Raw genomic sequence first — 18,080 nt, forward strand, 5'->3', positions numbered from 1 at the left:
CGACCGTCGAGCGTGCTCAGCCGATGAGGCCGTCGCGTCGGGCCCGGTCGACCGCAGCGGTTCGTGAACGCACACCGAGTTTGGAAAAGACATGCACGAGATGGGATTTGACGGTCATCTCGCTCAGCAGCAGGCGTCTCGCGATCTCCCGGTTGCTGTGTCCGGCGGCGACCTCGACGAGCACGTCGATCTCGCGCGCGGTGAGTACCGCGTCGGCCGGTGCCCGCATCCGTGACATCAGGCGTGTGGCCACCATCGGTGACAACGCGCTGTCGCCGGCAGCTGCGGCGTGCACCGCGGCGATGAGTTCGGTGGGTGGGGTGTCCTTGAGCAGATAGCCCGACGCGCCGGCTTCGATGGCCGCAAGGATGTCGGCGTCGGTGTCGTGATTGGTGACCACCAGCACCCGGGGCGCCGGTCGCTGCGTCAGCAGTCGTCGGGTGGTCTCCACCCCGGACAATCCCGGCCCGAGCCGCAGATCCATCAGCACCACGTCGGGTAAGGGAGCGGGCGGCGTGCACCGGGCGATCGCCTCCTCACCGGTGGCGGCTTCCCCGACGACCCGGATGCCGTCTGACTCGGTGAGCAGCGCACGCAGACCGGCTCGCACGATCGCGTGGTCGTCGGTGATCAGGACGCAGATCGGAGGTACCGAGGACGAGGCCCGGTCGGTCGGTGCGGTCATCGGAGCCCGGCCTCGACCCGGAAGCCGACCGCAACGGAGGTGTGGCCGGGTTCGGAGACGACGTCGAGGTCGCCGCCGAGCTCGCGCACGCGTCGGCGCATCGTCGTCAGACCGAAGCCCGGCGTGGCCTCGGGGTCGAAACCCACTCCGTCGTCGACGATGTCGAGATGGACCTCGTCGGTGCTGTAGGTGAGGGTGACCCGCAGGACCCTTGCCCGCGCATGCTGCACGACGTTGCCGACGGCGCTCTGTGCCACCCGGACGAGCGCCGCCTCGATCGGCATCGGCAGTCCGAACGGCTCACCGTCGACGACGAACCGGGTACGCAGGCCGTGACCGCCCGCGTCATCGGTCACCCGTTGTAGTGCCGCACCCAACGAGCGTCCGTCCAGCGGTGCCGGGGTGAGTGCGTCGATGAGTCGCCGGGTCTCGGAAAGGGCGTCGGCGGCCGCGGTCCGCGCGGTCTGCAGCTCCGGCGAGCATTCGCCCGCCCGGCGTTCGGCCGCGTAGATGAGCATCTGGATGCTCGAGAGACTCTGTGACACGGTGTCGTGGATCTCGCCGGCGAGTCGCTCCCGTTCCCGCGCCCGGCCCACCTCCTGCTGCTCGGCGGCGAGCTCGGCGCGGGTGGCGAGCAGTTCGTCGATGAGGCGTTGTCGGCTGCGTACCTCGTCGAAGAGTCGACGGTAACCGGCCGAGATCACCACCGCCACCGCCGCTCCGAGGACCGGCCCGATCGCCGCGGCCACCGACCAGCCGCCGTGCAGTCCGAACCCCACCACGGCGGCCGCCGTGGACACCGCGACACATGCGGTACCCCAACGCATCCCGGCCAGATGCAAGTAGAGGAAGAACATCACGAACACCAGGTAGACGGCGTCGGCGCTGACGGATAGGCATCCCAGCCACACGAGGCTGAGCGCGGCGAGCCACCACCACCCGGCAGGGCTCGAGCGCACCAGCACCATCCCGGAGGCGTAGATCGCGAGCCACAGCGCCGCCAGTGTCACCGCCGTCACCGACGTCGTGCCCTCGCTGCTCACCGCGCGGACCGCGACCACCACCGCGAGCACGGCGGCCATGGCGTGCAGGGCCAGGCGCAGGGCGGTGAAGACCGGGGCCAACGGTGAGGAGTGCATGTCGATCCAGTTTATCGACGGTGCACCGCCGCGCATCCATCGAAAGTGCGAGTCACCGGCGACGAACGATGCACCCCGTGACCCTCCAACTCTCGACGCGCGGTGCCCCCGATGCCCGCCACACTGGCAACCGACCACCTGAAAGGACTTTCCATGTTCGTCGCCATTCGTGATCTCCGAAGAGCGAGAGGACGATTCGCGCTCATCACCCTGGTCGTGGTGCTCGTGTCGGTGCTCGTCACCTTCCTCGGTGGACTCACCGCGGGGCTGCGCCACCAGAACATCTCGGCCCTGCAATCCCTGCCCGGTTCGATGATCGTGTTCGCCGACACCGGGTCCGCGCCCTCCTTCGATCAGTCGGTGCTGACCGCCGCGCAGACCACCATCTGGCAGCACAACTCCGAAGACGCAGTGCCCGTGGGTATCTCGCGGGACAGCGCGACCTCCACCACGCATACCGATCCGATGCCGGCGGCGCTCTTCGGCCTCGGCGGAAACGACCGCCCGATCGCCGGCACGGCCGACGTCGCGGCGCCCATCGCCTCGTCTCTCGGCCTCCACCCCGGCCAGACGATGCAGGTCGGCGGGCGGACGATGACCGTCGGACGAATCGTCGGCGACCAGTGGTACGCGCACAGCCCGGTCATCTACCTACCCATCGACGCGTGGCACGACCTGGCACCACAGTCGGGCGCGGCGACCGTGCTCGCGGTGACACCACGTGCCGGCACCGATGCACAGTCCGTGGCCACCTCGAGCGGCACCATCACCCGCTCCGGCTCCGATGCGCTGTCGGCGCTGGCGTCCTACCGCGCCGAGAACTCGTCGCTGACGCTGATGACGGTGATGCTGCTGCTGATCTCGGCACTGGTCATCGGTGCGTTCTTCACCGTGTGGACCGTGCAACGTGTCCCCGACATCGCGGTACTCAAGGCGCTCGGGGCGTCCACCGCGTCGCTGGTGCGAGACGCCCTCGGCCAGGCCGTGCTCATCCTGATAGTGGGATGCGGCCTCGGGGTGGCGCTCGCCGTCGGTGGCGGCACACTGCTGGGCTCGATCCCGTTCGTCGTGACCACCTCCACCACGCTGGTGCCCGCGCTGGCCACGATCGGGCTCGGCGTCCTCGGCGCCGGCGCGGCACTGCGCTTCCTCATCACCACCGATCCCCTCACCGCACTCGGGAGCAACCGATGACCACGCCACGACGCACTCCGATCCTGACACTGCAGCACGTGACGATGACCTATCCCGACGGCACTGGCCACCTCACCGCCCTCGACGACGTCGGGGCAACCTTCGACGCCGGAACGATCAGTGCCGTCACCGGCCCATCGGGATCCGGGAAATCCAGCCTGCTTGCCGTGGCCGGAGCGCTACGCCAGCCCGACAGTGGAGGCGTTCTGCTGGCCGGCAGAGGCCGTCCGGCCAGTGATGGCGGGACGGTCGATCTGGCACAGGTGGTCGATCTGGCACAGTTGAGCGCGTCGGCGGCCACCAGGGTGCGCCGCGAGCGCATCGGTCTGGTCTTCCAGCAGCCCAATCTGCTTGCCTCGCTGACCGTTCTCGAGCAACTGCAGGTGACCGCGCACCTCGGACAACCCCGGATGGTCGGCGCAGCACGGCGCCGCGCCACCACGGCTCGGGCCCGCGACCTACTGGTCGCTGTCGGTCTGGACGGAATGATGCACCGGCTCCCTGCCCACCTCTCCGGCGGACAGCGTCAACGGGTCAACATCGCGCGGGCATTGATGAACGAACCCGACCTGCTGCTCGTCGATGAGCCCACCTCGGCGCTCGACACCGAGCGCGGGGCACAGGTGCTCTCGATGCTGATCGATCTCACCGCCGCCGCGGATACCGCAACGATTCTGGTCACCCACGATCGGACGCACCTCGCGCGCATGGACGCCGTGTACCGGATGGTCGACGGCGCCTTGTCCCCCAGCGATGCTGGACACACCGACACGGGGCGGTCTACTGTCGGCGCCAGATAGTCAATTAATTGAGTAAGGAGTCGTGATCGAATGCACCCGTTCCGCGAAGCGGTGGAAAACCGGGACATGGTAGCCGTCGACGAGCTTCTCGCCGAGGACGTGACCTTCATCAGTCCGGTCGCCTTTGCGCCCTATCAGGGCAAACCGATCACCGCAGCCATCCTGCGCGGCGTGCTCCGGGTGTTCGAGGACTTCCGGTACGTCAAGGAGTTCGGTGCGCCCGGAGCGCCCGACCATGCCCTGATGTTCGAGACGACAGTGAACGGTAAGGCGCTCACCGGCTGCGACTTCCTTCATCTCGACGCCGACGGCAAGATCGACGAGTTGATGGTGATGGTCCGACCGTTGTCCGGGGCCACCGCACTCGCCGAGGCGATGGGTGCACAGTTCGACCGGATACGCGCCGAGGCCGAACGCGGAACCGGGACCGAAAGCGGATAGGCGCGCCGTGCTCAGTGCGGCGGCTCGGTCCGGTCGAGGCGCGCGGACAGGACGTCGGCCGCACGGCGACACCACGCCGCGTTCTCCCGCTCGAAGGCGATGCCGCGTAAACCCGTGAGATAGGGTCCCACGCGCGGACTCTCGGCCAGATACCGGTCCTCGGACATCTCCCCGCGCATCTTGGCGAGCAGCGATTCGATCAGTTCTGCCTTGGCCAACGCGTGCGCCCGGCGAGCATGCAGGGTGTCGATCAGGGTGGCCCCCTCGCCGACATCGCACGCCCGCACCTTCACCAACAGGTCGTCGCGCACGAAGGTGGGTTTGGACGCGGCCGAGACGAAGTCGACGAGTGCGGCACGCCCGGCGTCGCTCAGGGTGAAGACCCGCTTGTTGGGTCGTCCCTGCTGGGTCACCTCACGCCCGCGGATCAGGCCGTCGGCCTCCAGACGCGACAGTTCGGCATACAACTGCTGCGGCGTCGCGAACCAGAAGCTCGCGACCGCCACGTCGAAGGTCTTGGCCAGCTGGTATCCACTGGCTCCGTCGTCGAGGAGTTCGGCGAGGATCGCGTGACGCAACGACATGCACCCAGGGTAGTCAACTAATTGCCCATATTGGGTATTGAGCCGGGCTCCGTCGCGGGATACCGTCGAGGAACGCGTCGCTCGCCCATGCCGGGCGGCGCCTCACGCGCCGCGAAGGAGAATGATGAAACTCGGACTGCAACTGGGATATTGGGGTGCGCAGCCGGCACCGAACCACCACGAACTCGTGCTCGCGGCCGAGGAAGCCGGATTCGACGCGGTCTTCACCGCCGAGGCGTGGGGCTCGGACGCCTACACCCCGCTGGCCTGGTGGGGCGCCTCGACGCAGCGGATGCGGTTGGGCACCTCGGTGTTGCAGCTCTCGGCGCGCACGCCCACCGCCTGTGCGATGGCCGCCCTCACCCTCGACCATCTGTCCGGCGGTCGCCACATCGTCGGTCTCGGTGTGTCGGGTCCGCAGGTCGTCGAGGGGTGGTACGGGCAGAGGTTCGAGAAGCCGCTGGGACGCACCCGCGAATACGTCGACATCATGCGGCAGGTGTGGGCGAGACAGGCGCCGGTGGTCAGTGCCGGTCCGCACTACCCGCTGCCCTACACCGGGCCCGGTGCGACCGGACTGGGCAAGCCGCTCAAGCCGATCGTTCACCCGCTGCGGGCCGACATCCCGGTGATGCTCGGCGCCGAGGGCCCCAAGAACATCGCTCTCGCCGCGGAGATCGCCGACGGCTGGCTACCGCTGTTCTACACGCCGCGGATGGCCGACACCTACAACGCGTGGCTCGACGAGGGATTCGCCCGGCCCGGTGCCCGCCGCAGTCGTGAGGATTTCGAGATCTGCGCGACCGCCCAGATCGTCATCACCGACGACCGCGACGCCTCCTGCGCCGCGATCAAACCGTTCCTGGCTCTCTACATGGGCGGAATGGGCAGCGAGGACACCAATTTCCACGCCGAGGTCTATCGGCGGATGGGCTACGGCGAGGTCGTCGACGAGGTCACCTCGCTGTTCCGGTCCGGACGCAAGGACGATGCGGCGGCGATCATCCCCGACGAGGTGGTCGACGATTCGGCGATCGTCGGCGATGTCGATCATGTCCGGGAGCAGATCGCCATCTGGGAGAAGGCGGGTGTCACCACGATGCTCGTGTCCCCCGGCAGCGTCGAGGAGGTGCGCCGTCTGGCGTCATTGGTTGCCGAGACCGGGTAGGTAGTAGCGTTGCGCGGCATGCGCATGCTTCGAGGGGTCCTCGCGTCGATCGCCCTTCTCACCGTGGTGATGGTGGCCGGATGTAGCTCCTCGTCCGACGACGGGCCGCCGAGTTGGTCGCTGAACGGATCGACCGGACGGGTCACGGTGACCGGGGCGAAGAACGACACCTCAGCCCCGCAGGTGTCGGTGACCACCCCGTTCGCGGTCACCGAGACGCAGGTGCACACGCTGAGCGGTGGTGACGGCCAGGCCGTTGGTGACGGTGCCAAGGTCACCGTCAACTACGTCGGCGTCGACGGACGCACCGGACTGCAGTTCGACAGCAGCTACACCCGCGGCCAGCCCGCGCAATTCTCACTGGCCGAGGTAGTTCCGGGATTCAGCAAGGCGATCGCCGGCCAGCGCGTCGGCTCCACCGTCGCGGTGGCGATCGCCCCCGCCGACGGCTACCCCGACGGCAATCCCTCGGCCGGGATCAACGCCGGGGACACCCTGGTCTTCGCGATCGTCATCGTTTCTGCCGACGGCTGAGCCGTCAGGCGCCGACGTAGTCGGCGAGGTGACGGCCGGTGAGTGTGGTTCGCTCCGAGACCAATTGGGCCGGGGTGCCGGTGAACACCACCTGACCGCCGTCGTGTCCGGCTCCCGGTCCCAGGTCGATGATCCAGTCGGCGTGGGCCATCACGGCCTGATGGTGTTCGATGACGATCACCGATTTCCCGCCGTCGACCAGGCGATCGAGTAGCCCGAGCAGCTGCTCGACATCTGCCAGATGAAGGCCCGAGGTGGGTTCATCGAGAATGTAGACCTCACCCTTGTCCCCCATCTGTGCGGCGAGTTTGAGTCGCTGACGTTCCCCGCCGGACAGTGTGGTCAACGGTTGCCCGATCCGCAGGTAGCCCAGCCCGACGTCGGACAGCCGCTGCAGGATCTTGTGTGCAGCGGGGATTTTCGCGTCACCGTCGGAGAAGAACCGCTCGGCCTGGGCCACCGACATCCCGAGTACCTCGTCGATGTCGGCGCCACCGAAGGTGTAGCCGAGCACCTCGGCCTGGAATCGCTTGCCCTCGCAGACCTCGCAGATCGTCGAGACCCCACCCATCATCGCCAGGTCCGAGTAGACGACGCCCGCGCCTTTGCAGTTGGGGCACGCGCCCTCCGAATTGGCGCTGAACAGAGCCGGTTTGACGCCGTTGGCCTTCGCGAACGCTTTCCGGATGGGCTCCAGCAGGCCGGTGTAGGTGGCGGGGTTGCTACGTCGCGAGCCCTTGATCGCACCCTGATCGATGCTGACGACGCCGTCGCGCCCGGCCACGGACCCGCCGATGAGCGAGCTCTTCCCCGATCCGGCGACGCCGGTCAGCACCACGAGCACACCGAGTGGGATGTCGACGTCGACGTCCCGGAGATTGTGGGTGTCGGCGCCACGCACCTCGAGTGCTCCGGTCGCCTCGCGCAGGGTGGTCTTGAGTGTCGCGCGATCGTCGAGGTGGCGGCCGGTGAGGGTGTCGGCGCCGCGCAGTCCCTCGACGCTGCCCTCGAAGACGATCTGACCGCCCTCGGTGCCCGCGCCCGGACCGATGTCGACGACGTGGTCGGCGATCGCGATGGCCTCCGGTTTGTGTTCGACGACGAGCACGGTGTTGCCCTTGTCGCGTAGTTGCCGCAGGAGGTCGTTCATCCGCTCGATATCGTGTGGATGCAGCCCGATCGTGGGTTCGTCGAACACGTAGGTGACATCGGTCAGTGATGAGCCCAGATGGCGGATCAGTTTGGTGCGCTGTGCTTCTCCGCCCGACAGCGTGCCCGCCGGTCGATCCAGGGAGAGGTAGCCGAGACCGATGTCGACGAAGGAGTCCAGCAGTTCCGACAGCGCGGTCAACACCGGGGTCACCGATGCGGTCGACGATCCCTGCAGGCCGCGGACCCAGTCGGCGAGGTCGGTGATCTGCAGGGCGCAGACGTCGGCGATGCTGCGGCCGTCGATCTTCGATGACCGGGCGAGTTCGGACAGCCGCGTGCCGTCGCAGTCGGGACACACGGTGAAGGTGATCGCACGGTCGACGAACGCTCGGATGTGCGGTTGCATCGCCTCCCGGTCCTTGGCGAGCATCGATTTCTGGATCTTGGGGATCAGACCCTCGAACGTGACGTTGATGCCTTCGACCTTGATCCGCTTGGGCTCGGAATGGAGCAGGATGTCGAGTTGTCGTTTGGTGAACTTGGCGATGGGCTTGTCCGGGTCGAAGAATCCGCACTCGCGATAGATGCGCCCGTACCAGCCGTCCATCGAGTAGCCGGGAATCGTCAGTGCGCCCTCGTTGAGGGATTTGGTGTCGTCGAAGAGTGCGCTCAGGTCGAAGTCGGAGACCTCGCCCCGCCCTTCGCATCGCGGGCACATCCCGCCGGTGATGCTGAACTCCCTGCGTTCCTTGACTTTCCGTCCACCACGTTCGATCTCGACGGCTCCGGCGCCCGACACCGAGGCGACGTTGAACGAGAACGCCTGCGGCGAGCCGATGGTGGGCTCACCGAGACGGCTGAACAGGATGCGCAACATGGCGTTGGCATCGGTGGCGGTGCCGACCGTCGACCGCGGGTTGGCGCCCATGCGTTCCTGGTCGACGATGATCGCCGTGGTCAGGCCCTCGAGCACGTCGACGTCGGGCCGGGCCAGGCTCGGCATGAAGCCCTGGACGAAAGCACTATAGGTTTCGTTGATCATCCGCTGCGATTCCGCGGCGATCGTCGCGAACACCAGCGAGCTCTTCCCCGATCCAGACACCCCGGTGAACACCGTCAGGCGCCGCTTGGGGATCTCGACGTCGACGTTGCGCAGGTTGTTCGCCCGGGCTCCGTGGACCCGGATGATGTCGTGGGTGTCGGCGGGGTGGGGCGTCGATCTCGTCGGCGTCCGGCTCATCGATTCTCCGTTGCGGTCGGGCTTCTCGGGTGGGGTGGCAAGGTGGTCTCGGGCGTCACGTGGCCCGGGTGTCAGGGCGTCTGGTTGATGCGCAGCAGGTTGCCCGTCGGGTCCCGAAATGCGCAGTCGCGCACACCGTACGGCTGATCCATCGGTTCCTGGATGACCTCGGTACCGGCAGCCTGGAGTTTGTCGAACAGTCCCTGGAGGTCGTCGGTGGCCAACGTCAGTGCCGCGCCATAGGTGCCCTTGGCGATGAGATCGAGGATCGTCTCACGCTCCTGTTCGGTGATGCCGGGATCGACGGCGGGTGGGTGGAGCACGACGGCGGTCTGTGGCTGGTTCGGGGGTCCCACGGTGAGCCAGCGCATGCCGGAGTAGCCGACGTCGTTGCGCACCTCGAATCCGAGGGTGTCGCGATAGAACCCGAGCGCCGCGTCGGGGTCGGTCTGCGGGAGAAAGGTGTAGTGAATCGTGATGTCCATGCCGACAACGCTAGCCGCGCCCGGCCGGCGAGACTTCTCGATTCCTGACCGGTCTGGTGATCTGTGTGGCCAGACACGTCGGAATGCCCAGGGTCTCGTCCGCGGCGCGACGGCGATACTCGGTGGGCGACATACCGACGAGCTCGGTGAAGCGGGTGCTGAAGGTCCCCAGAGACGAACAGCCCACGGCGAAACAGATGTCGGTGACCGACAGATCGCCTCGCCGCAGCAAGGTCATCGCGCGTTCGATACGTCGCGTCATCAGGTAGGAGTACGGCGATTCACCGTATGCGCGCTTGAATTCGCGACTCAGATGTCCCGCCGACATCGCGATGCCGCTCGCGAGCGCCTCCACATCGAGAGGGTAGGCGTAGTCGCGGTCGATCCGGTCGCGCACCTGTCGCAGGCGGCGCAGGTCTGCCCGGCGCCGGTCGCGGTCTGGTTTCGCGGTCACATGGACGATCCTCGCATAGTTGACAGCACGTATTCGTTCAGTGCGCGCCCCGGGATCGAAGGTAGACATCGGCGTCGAAGCGCAGGACCGCCACCCCGGTCTGATTCACCAGTTCGGTCGTATACGTCACCAGGCCACGGCCGCGCGCGTCGAGGTCGACCGATTCGATCCGCATGGATCCGGCCAATGTGTCCCCGGGCCGTACCGGCGCCAGGAACTCCACCTCCCGGAGCCGACGTCCGGCGATCACGCTCCATGACCGCAGGACCGAGCTGACCGCGAGTCGCTGCGCGATCGCCAGACTGTGGATTCCGCTGGCGATCAGGCCACCGAATGCCCCCGACTCGGCGGCTGCGCGCTCGACGTGGAACGACTGCGGATCCCATTGCGACGCGAAGTCGACGAGCTCGGGCTCGGAGACCGTATGAACGCCGAGATCATGGCGCTGACCAGGCTGGAGATCATCGGCGTACACGGTGGGATCGGTCATCGCTGGGTGTGCTCCTCGGGTGTTGGGCGGTGTGATGTCGAGCCGGCTCGGCGTCTGGTGAAAATTGTTTCCGACGATGTGTAACGCACTCGCCACCCCCGACGATCTCACCTATGACTCCGATCGAGAGTGCCAGACCCCCGACCCGGCATTCTCGATCGGAGTCTCTTGTTGTGGTGGCTCTCCCTGTTGTGGTGGGCCTCCCGGCGTGCACATGGCTGAGACGCATCGGTAGGTTCGTTCCATCAGGGGTGTTGCGTTGCGGCGTGACCCGACCATCGGCCACGGGGGTAAACAACTGATGACGACCACCAGGATTCCGGTCAACATCGATCGGGCGTGGCACGTCGGCGCCGACGGGGTGAGTTACCCGCCCGAACCGTGGTATCTCGGTGGCGACGCTCTCATGTCGGCGTTCGTCGTCCCGCGCGCCGACCTACCGGCCGAGGCGTTCGGGGTCATACCCTCCGGAGCCCGCCTGCTGACGGTGGCGGGCAAGGTTCTCGTCGTCGCCGCCGTCCTGCACTACACCGAGGGCGGGGTCCTGCAATACGAAGAACTGCTCACGGCCTATCCGGTGGTGTCGGTGCGCCACGGTGTCCGGGTCAGCATTCCCGACATCTGGGTGACCAGCCCGAACTCACGCACCGGTGGACGTGAGCTCTGGGGAATCCCCAAGCACCTCGGCGAATTCACCCGTGAACGATCCGGGCGCCGGATCACCACCGCGATGACCGCGGACGGCCGCTATGTCGCCAGCCTCGAGGCGCAGCTCGGGCCGCGCCTGCTTCCCGGATCGCATCAGATCCCGTTACCCACCGCTCAGGTGCTCGAGGGTCGTACCTCGTGGTCGACCAACCGGATCGTCGCCCGGCTGCGCACCGCGCGGACGCGGTGGACCTTTGCCCCCGACGGACCGCTCGGGTATCTCGCGGGTCGTCGCCCGCTGGTCAGCGTCGCCACCACCGACGCCGCGGTCTTGTTCGGTACCAAGGTTTCTCACAACTGACCTGCTCCTCGCGCAACCACGAGCGTTCTTCCGGGAGCCGTCCCCTCGAGGTTGTCCTCCGCGCACAAAGGCATCGCCGAACTCTGGCTTGCGGGACCGTTTCACATCACATCGTCCCTTTCTAGTGTCATAAGTCACAGACACGCGAAAGGGTATGCACCAGTGACCAGCTCCTCGTTCTTCGCCTGGGATCTCCGAGATCGCGGCGACGCCCCGTGCGTCGCCGATGACACCGTCGACCTCAGTTATCGCGACTTCGCCGACCGGGTCGACGCGTGCGCACAGGCGCTGCAGCGACTCGGCGTCACGGGTGGTGACGTCGTGGCGACCGTCCTGCCGAACCGTGCCGAACTGCTCGTCGTCCTGATGGCCGCGTGGCGCCTGCGCGCGGTGGCGACCCCGGTCAACCCGACCTTCACCGCCGACGAGATGCGCTATCAGCTCGACGATTCCGACGCGGTGGTCGTCGTGTCCGACGTCGCGGATCTGCGGGCCGACCGGAGAGTGCTCCACGTCGACGACCTGCCTCCGGCTCCCACCACGGGGTGGCGGGCACCGAACGAGCCCGCCGACGCCGACGATGCCCTGCTGATCTACACCTCCGGATCGACGGGACGTCCCAAGGGGGTTCGGCTGTCCCACGCGAACCTGCACTACATGGCGACGGCGATGGCACACCATCTCGAGCTCGGCGCCGACGATCACGCACTACTGATCCTGCCCCTGTTCCACGTGAATGCGATCTGTGTGAGCTTCTTGGCGCCGATCCTGGCCGGCGGACGACTCAGCATCACCGGACGGTTCTCGGTCTCGAGGTTCTTCGACGACGTCGAACGTCTACGACCCACCTACTTCTCGGCCGTGCCGACCATCTATGCCCTGCTGGTCTCCCACCCCGACCTCGAGCGCCGGGCGCAGGCGCTCGACTCCCTGCGCTTCGCGATCTGTGGCGCCGCACCGATTTCCGCCGAACTCCTCGATCGCGTCGAGAACAGCCTGCGGATCCCGATTCTCGAAGGCTACGGACTCACCGAGGGCACATGCGCGTCGACGTGCAACCCGCGTCACGGGATTCGCAAGCTCGGCACCGTGGGGCCGGCCATCGAGGGCCAGCGCATCCATGTGGTCGGACCCGACGGTGCCGACCTACCCACCGGTGCCGTCGGTGAGGTGGTCATCACCGGACCCAACGTGATGCGCGGCTATCTCCATCGTCCCGAGGCCACCACGAACACCGTCATCGACGGCCGGCTGCACACCGGCGACGTCGGCCGTCTCGATGCCGACGGCTACCTGACACTCGTCGACCGCATCAAGGACATGATCATTCGCGGCGGAGAAAACCTGTATCCCAAGGAAATCGAGAACGCCCTCGCCACCCATCCGGGAGTCCTCGAGAGTGCTGTCGTCGGTGCACCCCATCCGGTGTACGGAGAGATCCCGATCGCGTTCGTCGTCCCCTACCCCGATCACCCCGCCGACGCCGACGCCCTCACCCAGCACCTCGGGTCACTGCTGACCAAGGCCAAGATCCCCGAGTCGATCCACGTCGTCGAGGCCCTCCCCCGAAACCCGGTGGGCAAGATCGACAAACCCGCTCTCCGCCGACAATTCGCAACGCCGACGCCGCTGTAGAACCGCCCCCGATCGCCTTCTCCCTCCCCGAACCGGCCGCACGACGGCGTCGGGTCGGCCGAACGCGTCCGCACCCCGAAACCACCCACCAATTCCGCCTCACCCCGAAGGAGTACCCATGGGATTCACCACCCCGGATTTCCCGCCCGTGGAACCGGAGACCTTTCTGGACAGACCGTTTCTCGACCGGCTGCGCGTTCTCGGCGCGCACTGGGCCGAATACGGCTTCGGCACGCCCAAGATGGTGCACACGATCTACCTGCTCAAGGTCGGCGTGCTGTATATCGTTGCGGGACTGTGTATCGCAACGTTCAGTTCAGGATTCAACGTTGTCGACGTCGGGTCCTGGTGGAACGAACTGATCGTGTATCAAAAGGTGGTCCTGTGGACCGTCCTGCTCGAAACCCTCGGGTTCGGCGGGTCGTGGGGTCCGCTGGCCGGCCATTTCAAGCCGATGACCGGCGGGTTTCTGTTCTGGTTACGGCCGGAGACGATCCGCCTGCCACCGTGGCCGGGACGCGTACCGTTCACCAGAGGTGATTCCCGAACTGTCGCCGATGTCGTGATCTACGCGGCAATCCTGATCAACATCGTTGTCGCACTGGCGCTCCCGGGCGTTTCGTCATCGTCGATGAACTCGGTCGTCGCCGGTGATCACGGCGTGGTGAATCCGGTGGTCCTCTACCCGCTGATCGCGCTCTTCGTGGTCATCGGGTTGCGCGACAAGGTGATCTTCATCGCGGCACGGTCCGAGCAGTACCTGCCGGCACTGGTGTTCTTCGCCTTCCTGCCCTACGTGGACATGATCCTGGCGCTCAAGCTCCTGATCGTCTCCGTCTGGGTCGGCGCCGGCATTTCCAAACTGGGACATCACTTCTCGATGGTCATTCCGCCGATGCTGTCCAACACCCCCTGGCTGCCGTTCCGGTCGATCAAACGCGCCCACTACCGCGACTTCCCGCACGACATGCGACCGTCGCGACTCGCCTCGGGGGTCGGGCACGTCCTGGGCACCATCGTCGAGATCGTGACCCCGTTGGTGCTGCTGTTCTCCACCAACAAGTGGCTCACGCTGGCGGGCGTGGTGCTGATGGTCTGCTTCCACCTGTTCATCTTCTCCACCTTCCCCCTCGCGGTCCCACTGGAATGGAACATCCTGTTCGCCTACGCGTCGATCTTCTTGTTCTGGGCACACCCCACGTGGGACGGCTTCGCGCTGACCGACACCACCATGCCGTGGGTGCTCGCCCTGATCGCCGCAGCGCTGTGCTTCTTCCCGGTGCTGGGCAATCTCCGTCCGGACCTCGTGTCGTTCCTGCCGTCGATGCGCCAGTACGCCGGGAACTGGGCGTCGGCCACCTGGGCCTTCGCCCCGGGCGCCGAGGACAAACTCGACCGGTGCGTGGTCCGCTCGTCGAAGAACACCAGAACCCAGCTGCTCGCGTCGTATCCGCCGGAGGTCGCCGACGTCGTCATGCATCAGATGATGGCGTGGCGTTCACTGCACAGTCAGGGGCGGGCGCTGTTCTCGCTCATGATGCGTTACCTCGGCGACGACATCGACACCTACACTCTGCGAGAGGCCGAGTTCTCGTGTAATTCGCTGGTGGCCTTCAACTTCGGTGACGGACACCTGCACGACGAGAAGATGATCGCGGCCCTGCAGCGCCGGTGTGACTTCGCGCCCGGTGAGTTCACGATCGCCTGGATCGAGTCGCAGCCCATCCACAAGGGCACCCAGCGCTACAAGGTGATCGACGCTGCACTCGGCGTCATCGAGACGGGCACCTACCGGGTCGCCGACGCGGTCGCCGAGCAGCCGTGGTTGCCCAATGGGCCGATCCCGGTACAGGTCGACTGGACGCTCGACATTGACGCCCGCCGCGCGCTCACCGATCCTGAGATCGTGACCGAACCCCGGATGCGCTCGACACCCTCGCCGCAGGTGCAACCGTGACGACTGCCGTCGTCGTCGGCGGCGGGCCCAACGGGCTCGCCGCCGCCCTGCATCTCGCCCGCAACGGCGTCGAGGTCACCGTTCTCGAGGCCGCCGACGAGGTCGGCGGGGGTAGTCGGTCGGGCGAGCTGACCGAACCCGGCCTCATCCACGATCACTGTGCGGCCTTTCACCCACTGGCCATGGGCTCGCCGTTCTGGCGCAGCGTCGGCCTGGAGTCCTACGGCTTGACCTGGTGCCTCCCGGAGATCGACTGCGCCCATCCGCTCGACGACGGGACCGCGGGACTCCTGTATCGCAGCATCGATCAGACCGCCGACGGACTCGGCCCCGACGGTCGGCGTTGGCGTCTGGCCCTCGGTGACCTCGCGCGCGGCTTCGACGAGCTGGGCGAGGACCTCCTTCGTCCGATCGTGCATCTGCCACGGCATCCGTTGCGGCTGGCGGCATTCGGGCCACGTGCGGTACTGCCCGCGACCGTGATGGCCCGCTGGTTTCGTACCGATCGTGGTCGTGCATTGTTCGCCGGTATCGCCGCGCATGCATTCACCCGGCTCGACCGGCCGCTCACCGCATCGCTGGGCATGATGATCGCGGCGAGCGGACATCGTCACGGTTGGCCGGTCGCCCGCGGGGGGTCCGGTGCGATCGCCGCCGCCGCGGCCACCGCGATCGGTGACCACGGTGGCAAGATCGAGACCGGCACACTGGTCTCGGCGCGCTCCGACATCCCGCCGGCCGATCTGGTCTTGCTGGATCTCTCACCCGCGCAGGCACTCTCGATCTATGGTGACCACATGCCGGGCCGGGTGAGACGCGCGCTGGCGCGCTACCGCGCGGGGTCGTCGGCATTCAAGGTCGACTACGCCATCGACGGCGACATCCCCTGGACCACTGCCGACTGCGGACGCGCGGGCACCGTTCATCTCGGTGGTGGTGCCTCCGAGGTGTGGCACACCGAGCGGCAGCGGGCCGCCGGGATCATGGCGGACAGGCCGTTCGTCCTGCTCGGGCAGCAGTATCTCGCCGATCGATCGCGTAGCCGCGGCGGACTCAATCCGATCTACGCCTACGCCCACGTACCCCGCGGATACGACGGCGACGCCACCGACGCGGTGACCGCCCAGATCGAACGTTTCGCCCCCGGATTCCGCGATCGGATCGTCACTGTGCGTAGTACCGGTACCCGTCAATTGCAGTCCTACAACCCCAATTTCGCTCTCGGGGACATCATCGGCGGAGCCAATGACGGACTGCAGATGCTGGCGCGCCCACGACTGTCGGCCAACCCGTATGCGCTCGGCGTCGATGGCGTCTATCTGTGTTCCCAGTCGACGCCGCCCGGTGCGGGCGTGCACGGATTGTGCGGTTATCACGCGGCGTCGGCGGCCCTGGCATCGTTGCGGGGGCGCCGGTGACCGAGGCCGATGGTGATCGAGGGGCGCGGGCGCGCGCCCGGCTGGCCCGCATGCCCGCGACCGCCGATGCCGAACTGCAGGAGGTGGTCACGGCGATCGCTCGCCGGCTTCGTGCGCAGGAGGCGACCATCGTCGCGGACCTGAGCGTCAAGATGGCCCGCGAGATCGACCATCTCGATGCGGATCCGAAGCTCGTCGAGATGCTCGAGGCGAGTGTGCACGGCAACGTCTCGACGATCATCCACGTTCTCGCCAACGACATCCCGGTCGATCACCTGCAGCCGACGACCGCCGCGGTCGAGTACGCACTGCGCCTCGCCCAACGCGACGTTCCGTCGAATTCTCTTGTGCGCGCCTATCACCTGGGTCAGAACGAGGTGATGTTGTTGTGCTATCAGATGATCGGCGAGCTGGGGCTGGACGCGGACCGGGCAATGGCGGTCACCCGACACATCTCCGGGGTCATGTTCGGGTACATCGACTGGATCACCCTCTATGTGTTCCAGGCGTACGAGGACGAACGCCGTCGCTGGCTCGGCGCCGACGCCACGCTGTCCTCGACCGCGATTCGTCGGGTGCTCGACGGCACCGACACCGACGGCCGCACATTCACCGAGCAGACCAGATACCGGTTGGACTGTCCGCACCTCGCCGCGATCATCTGGTCCGACGACGACGGTGTGGACCTGCGGCGCCTGCACCGCGGCGCCGAGGAACTCGCGGTTCGCCTGCGTGCCGACGGGCCACCGATTCTCACGGCCGTCGACCGTTCGACGATCTGGGCCTGGATACCGCTACGCACGGCGTCGGCTGAGCGTACGGTCGGTGAGATCGACCTGCCGCCCGGACTGCGGGGCGCATTCGGTCTGGTCGGTGAGGGCGTCGACGGATTCCGTCGCAGTCATGAGCAGGCTCGCGGGGCCTATGCGGTGGCGATCATGCCCGGTAGCGGCACCGGATCGGTCGTGGGGTTCGCCGATCGCGGGGTCGCCATCGCCTCGCTGCTCGCGCAGGATCTCCCCGCCGCCGCGGCCTGGGTGCGGGAGGTGCTCGGTGGTCTCGCCGACGACTCACCCACGGCGGCGACGCTGCGCGAGACACTCTCGGTGTTCTACGCGACCCGAGAGAGTCATCTGCACACCGCGACTCGCCTCAACCTGCATCGCAACACGGTCAAGTACCGCGTCGGCAAAGCGCTGGCCGCGGTACCAGGACATCGCGATCGGCTCGATCTCGCCCTGGCGCTGACGGTCTGTGAACTGTTGGGGCCCAGCATCATCTCCGGTCCGGCCTGACCCGACCGGGGCCATCGGCGGGACGCAGGGCCCACGCCGGCACCCAGTGGGTGACCGACTCCTGCCGGTCGCGTGCGCTCAGGGTGTAGGTCACCTTGCCGTACCACTCGCCCCATTCCGACAGCCCCCACTCGGTGAGGACACCGGTGGCGACCTTGCGAATCTGCAATCCGTCGGGGTGGTAGGTGCCGCTGTGGTGCGGCGTCTGCGGATAGAGCGCGTTGAGATCGATCAACACCGCCCGATGACCGACGCGCACGAACGCGGGCCGGTGGGGTCGCCCGCTGTCGCCATCGATTCGAGCCATGCCCACGCGTCCGATCATATGTTCGATTGTCGCGGTTTATCCAACCGGCGACGCGTGTATCGCGCCATCACGGAGATGATTCGAGTGAACGAA

The 18,080-nt window shown here is 67.0% G+C and carries 18 protein-coding genes; 10 read left to right on the forward strand and 8 right to left on the reverse strand.

The genetic code is table 11. The features are described 5' to 3' along the window. Positions 1-16: 16 nt before the first annotated feature. Entirely contained in the window at positions 17-685 is a 669-nt protein-coding gene (locus QNM97_RS10755) for a response regulator (protein ID WP_283822711.1), read from the reverse strand. Then, positions 682-1,824 (reverse strand): sensor histidine kinase, encoded by a 1,143-nt coding sequence (locus tag QNM97_RS10760; protein ID WP_283822713.1) that lies wholly within the window; start codon positions 1,822-1,824, stop codon positions 682-684. The genes QNM97_RS10755 and QNM97_RS10760 overlap by 4 nt, the downstream gene beginning before the upstream one ends. Positions 1,825-1,977: 153 nt before the next feature. Between QNM97_RS10760 and QNM97_RS10765 the strand changes: the two genes are divergently transcribed. Genes QNM97_RS10765 through QNM97_RS10775 form a run of 3 tightly spaced genes read left to right on the forward strand, consistent with a single transcriptional unit; the run spans position 1,978 to position 4,259 of the window. Next, positions 1,978-3,018, forward strand: coding sequence for an ABC transporter permease (locus tag QNM97_RS10765; RefSeq protein ID WP_283823164.1), 1,041 nt, complete (start codon positions 1,978-1,980; stop codon positions 3,016-3,018). After that, positions 3,015-3,818: an ABC transporter ATP-binding protein gene (locus tag QNM97_RS10770; protein ID WP_283822714.1), complete on the forward strand. Its 804-nt coding sequence runs from the start codon at positions 3,015-3,017 to the stop codon at positions 3,816-3,818. The genes QNM97_RS10765 and QNM97_RS10770 overlap by 4 nt, the downstream gene beginning before the upstream one ends. A gap of 30 nt (positions 3,819-3,848) precedes the next feature. Continuing rightward, positions 3,849-4,259 carry a nuclear transport factor 2 family protein gene (locus QNM97_RS10775; protein ID WP_283822715.1) on the forward strand — a complete coding sequence of 137 codons (411 nt, stop codon included), beginning with the start codon at positions 3,849-3,851 and terminating at the stop codon, positions 4,257-4,259. An 11-nt stretch (positions 4,260-4,270) separates the two neighbouring features. Here QNM97_RS10775 and QNM97_RS10780 read toward each other — a convergent pair whose 3' ends face one another. Further along, on the reverse strand, positions 4,271-4,843 hold the full coding sequence (locus tag QNM97_RS10780) for a PadR family transcriptional regulator (RefSeq protein ID WP_283822716.1): 573 nt from the start codon (positions 4,841-4,843) through the stop codon (positions 4,271-4,273). Between the two features lie 124 nt (positions 4,844-4,967). On the opposite strand from QNM97_RS10780, the gene QNM97_RS10785 reads away from it, so the two are divergent. Together QNM97_RS10785 and QNM97_RS10790 are read left to right on the forward strand one after the other, a co-directional pair. After that, on the forward strand, positions 4,968-6,011 hold the full coding sequence (locus QNM97_RS10785) for an LLM class F420-dependent oxidoreductase (protein WP_283822717.1): 1,044 nt from the start codon (positions 4,968-4,970) through the stop codon (positions 6,009-6,011). 18 nt (positions 6,012-6,029) lie between these two features. After that, the gene (locus QNM97_RS10790) at positions 6,030-6,545 is read left to right on the forward strand and encodes an FKBP-type peptidyl-prolyl cis-trans isomerase (RefSeq protein ID WP_502875025.1); all 516 of its coding nucleotides are present in this window, start codon (positions 6,030-6,032) and stop codon (positions 6,543-6,545) included. Between the two features lie 4 nt (positions 6,546-6,549). On the opposite strand, the gene QNM97_RS10795 is transcribed toward QNM97_RS10790, so the two are convergent. From QNM97_RS10795 to QNM97_RS10810, 4 genes are all read right to left on the reverse strand, one after another. Further along, the gene (locus tag QNM97_RS10795) at positions 6,550-8,937 is read right to left on the reverse strand and encodes an ATP-binding cassette domain-containing protein (RefSeq protein ID WP_283822718.1); all 2,388 of its coding nucleotides are present in this window, start codon (positions 8,935-8,937) and stop codon (positions 6,550-6,552) included. 71 nt (positions 8,938-9,008) lie between these two features. Beyond that, complete coding sequence (locus tag QNM97_RS10800) at positions 9,009-9,422, reverse strand: VOC family protein (RefSeq protein WP_208791258.1); 414 nt, start codon at positions 9,420-9,422, stop codon at positions 9,009-9,011. A gap of 10 nt (positions 9,423-9,432) precedes the next feature. Next, the gene (locus QNM97_RS10805; RefSeq protein WP_283822719.1) at positions 9,433-9,876 is read right to left on the reverse strand and encodes a helix-turn-helix transcriptional regulator; all 444 of its coding nucleotides are present in this window, start codon (positions 9,874-9,876) and stop codon (positions 9,433-9,435) included. A 37-nt stretch (positions 9,877-9,913) separates the two neighbouring features. Beyond that, the gene (locus QNM97_RS10810; protein ID WP_502875053.1) at positions 9,914-10,462 is read right to left on the reverse strand and encodes a MaoC/PaaZ C-terminal domain-containing protein; all 549 of its coding nucleotides are present in this window, start codon (positions 10,460-10,462) and stop codon (positions 9,914-9,916) included. A 205-nt stretch (positions 10,463-10,667) separates the two neighbouring features. Between QNM97_RS10810 and QNM97_RS10815 the strand changes: the two genes are divergently transcribed. The 5 genes from QNM97_RS10815 (at position 10,668) to QNM97_RS10835 (ending at position 17,680) form a co-directional block, all read left to right on the forward strand. Further along, positions 10,668-11,375: an acetoacetate decarboxylase family protein gene (locus tag QNM97_RS10815; RefSeq protein WP_283822721.1), complete on the forward strand. Its 708-nt coding sequence runs from the start codon at positions 10,668-10,670 to the stop codon at positions 11,373-11,375. Positions 11,376-11,537: 162 nt separating this feature from the next. Continuing rightward, a complete protein-coding gene (locus tag QNM97_RS10820; protein WP_283822722.1) occupies positions 11,538-13,010 on the forward strand; it encodes a class I adenylate-forming enzyme family protein in 1,473 nt (490 codons plus the stop codon). 118 nt (positions 13,011-13,128) lie between these two features. Then, positions 13,129-14,967, forward strand: a complete 1,839-nt coding sequence (locus QNM97_RS10825) for a DUF3556 domain-containing protein (protein ID WP_283822723.1) — start codon at positions 13,129-13,131, stop codon at positions 14,965-14,967. Next, on the forward strand, positions 14,964-16,385 hold the full coding sequence (locus QNM97_RS10830) for a phytoene desaturase family protein (protein WP_283822724.1): 1,422 nt from the start codon (positions 14,964-14,966) through the stop codon (positions 16,383-16,385). The genes QNM97_RS10825 and QNM97_RS10830 overlap by 4 nt, the downstream gene beginning before the upstream one ends. Continuing rightward, complete coding sequence (locus QNM97_RS10835) at positions 16,382-17,680, forward strand: PucR family transcriptional regulator (protein ID WP_283822725.1); 1,299 nt, start codon at positions 16,382-16,384, stop codon at positions 17,678-17,680. Before QNM97_RS10830 ends, QNM97_RS10835 begins: the two co-directional genes overlap by 4 nt. Here QNM97_RS10835 and QNM97_RS10840 read toward each other — a convergent pair. After that, positions 17,661-17,987 (reverse strand): hypothetical protein, encoded by a 327-nt coding sequence (locus QNM97_RS10840; RefSeq protein ID WP_283823167.1) that lies wholly within the window; start codon positions 17,985-17,987, stop codon positions 17,661-17,663. The genes QNM97_RS10835 and QNM97_RS10840 overlap by 20 nt on opposite strands. Positions 17,988-18,080: the final 93 nt, after the last annotated feature.

The organism is Gordonia sp. L191 (genome assembly GCF_030077625.1).
In the GTDB taxonomy this organism is placed as follows: domain Bacteria; phylum Actinomycetota; class Actinomycetes; order Mycobacteriales; family Mycobacteriaceae; genus Gordonia; species Gordonia polyisoprenivorans_A.

Bases quoted from the DNA above. Each gene is read 5' to 3' on its own strand.
- QNM97_RS10755 (WP_283822711.1), bottom strand. From the start codon at position 685: ATGACCGCACCGACCGACCGGGCCTCGTCCTCGGTACCTCCGATCTGC.
- QNM97_RS10760 (WP_283822713.1), bottom strand. From the start codon at position 1,824: ATGCACTCCTCACCGTTGGCCCCGGTCTTCACCGCCCTGCGCCTGGCC.
- QNM97_RS10765 (WP_283823164.1), top strand. From the start codon at position 1,978: ATGTTCGTCGCCATTCGTGATCTCCGAAGAGCGAGAGGACGATTCGCG.
- QNM97_RS10770 (WP_283822714.1), top strand. From the start codon at position 3,015: ATGACCACGCCACGACGCACTCCGATCCTGACACTGCAGCACGTGACG.
- QNM97_RS10775 (WP_283822715.1), top strand. From the start codon at position 3,849: ATGCACCCGTTCCGCGAAGCGGTGGAAAACCGGGACATGGTAGCCGTC.
- QNM97_RS10780 (WP_283822716.1), bottom strand. From the start codon at position 4,843: ATGTCGTTGCGTCACGCGATCCTCGCCGAACTCCTCGACGACGGAGCC.
- QNM97_RS10785 (WP_283822717.1), top strand. From the start codon at position 4,968: ATGAAACTCGGACTGCAACTGGGATATTGGGGTGCGCAGCCGGCACCG.
- QNM97_RS10790 (WP_502875025.1), top strand. From the start codon at position 6,030: ATGCGCATGCTTCGAGGGGTCCTCGCGTCGATCGCCCTTCTCACCGTG.
- QNM97_RS10795 (WP_283822718.1), bottom strand. From the start codon at position 8,937: ATGAGCCGGACGCCGACGAGATCGACGCCCCACCCCGCCGACACCCAC.
- QNM97_RS10800 (WP_208791258.1), bottom strand. From the start codon at position 9,422: ATGGACATCACGATTCACTACACCTTTCTCCCGCAGACCGACCCCGAC.
- QNM97_RS10815 (WP_283822721.1), top strand. From the start codon at position 10,668: ATGACGACCACCAGGATTCCGGTCAACATCGATCGGGCGTGGCACGTC.
- QNM97_RS10825 (WP_283822723.1), top strand. From the start codon at position 13,129: ATGGGATTCACCACCCCGGATTTCCCGCCCGTGGAACCGGAGACCTTT.
- QNM97_RS10840 (WP_283823167.1), bottom strand. From the start codon at position 17,987: ATGGCTCGAATCGATGGCGACAGCGGGCGACCCCACCGGCCCGCGTTC.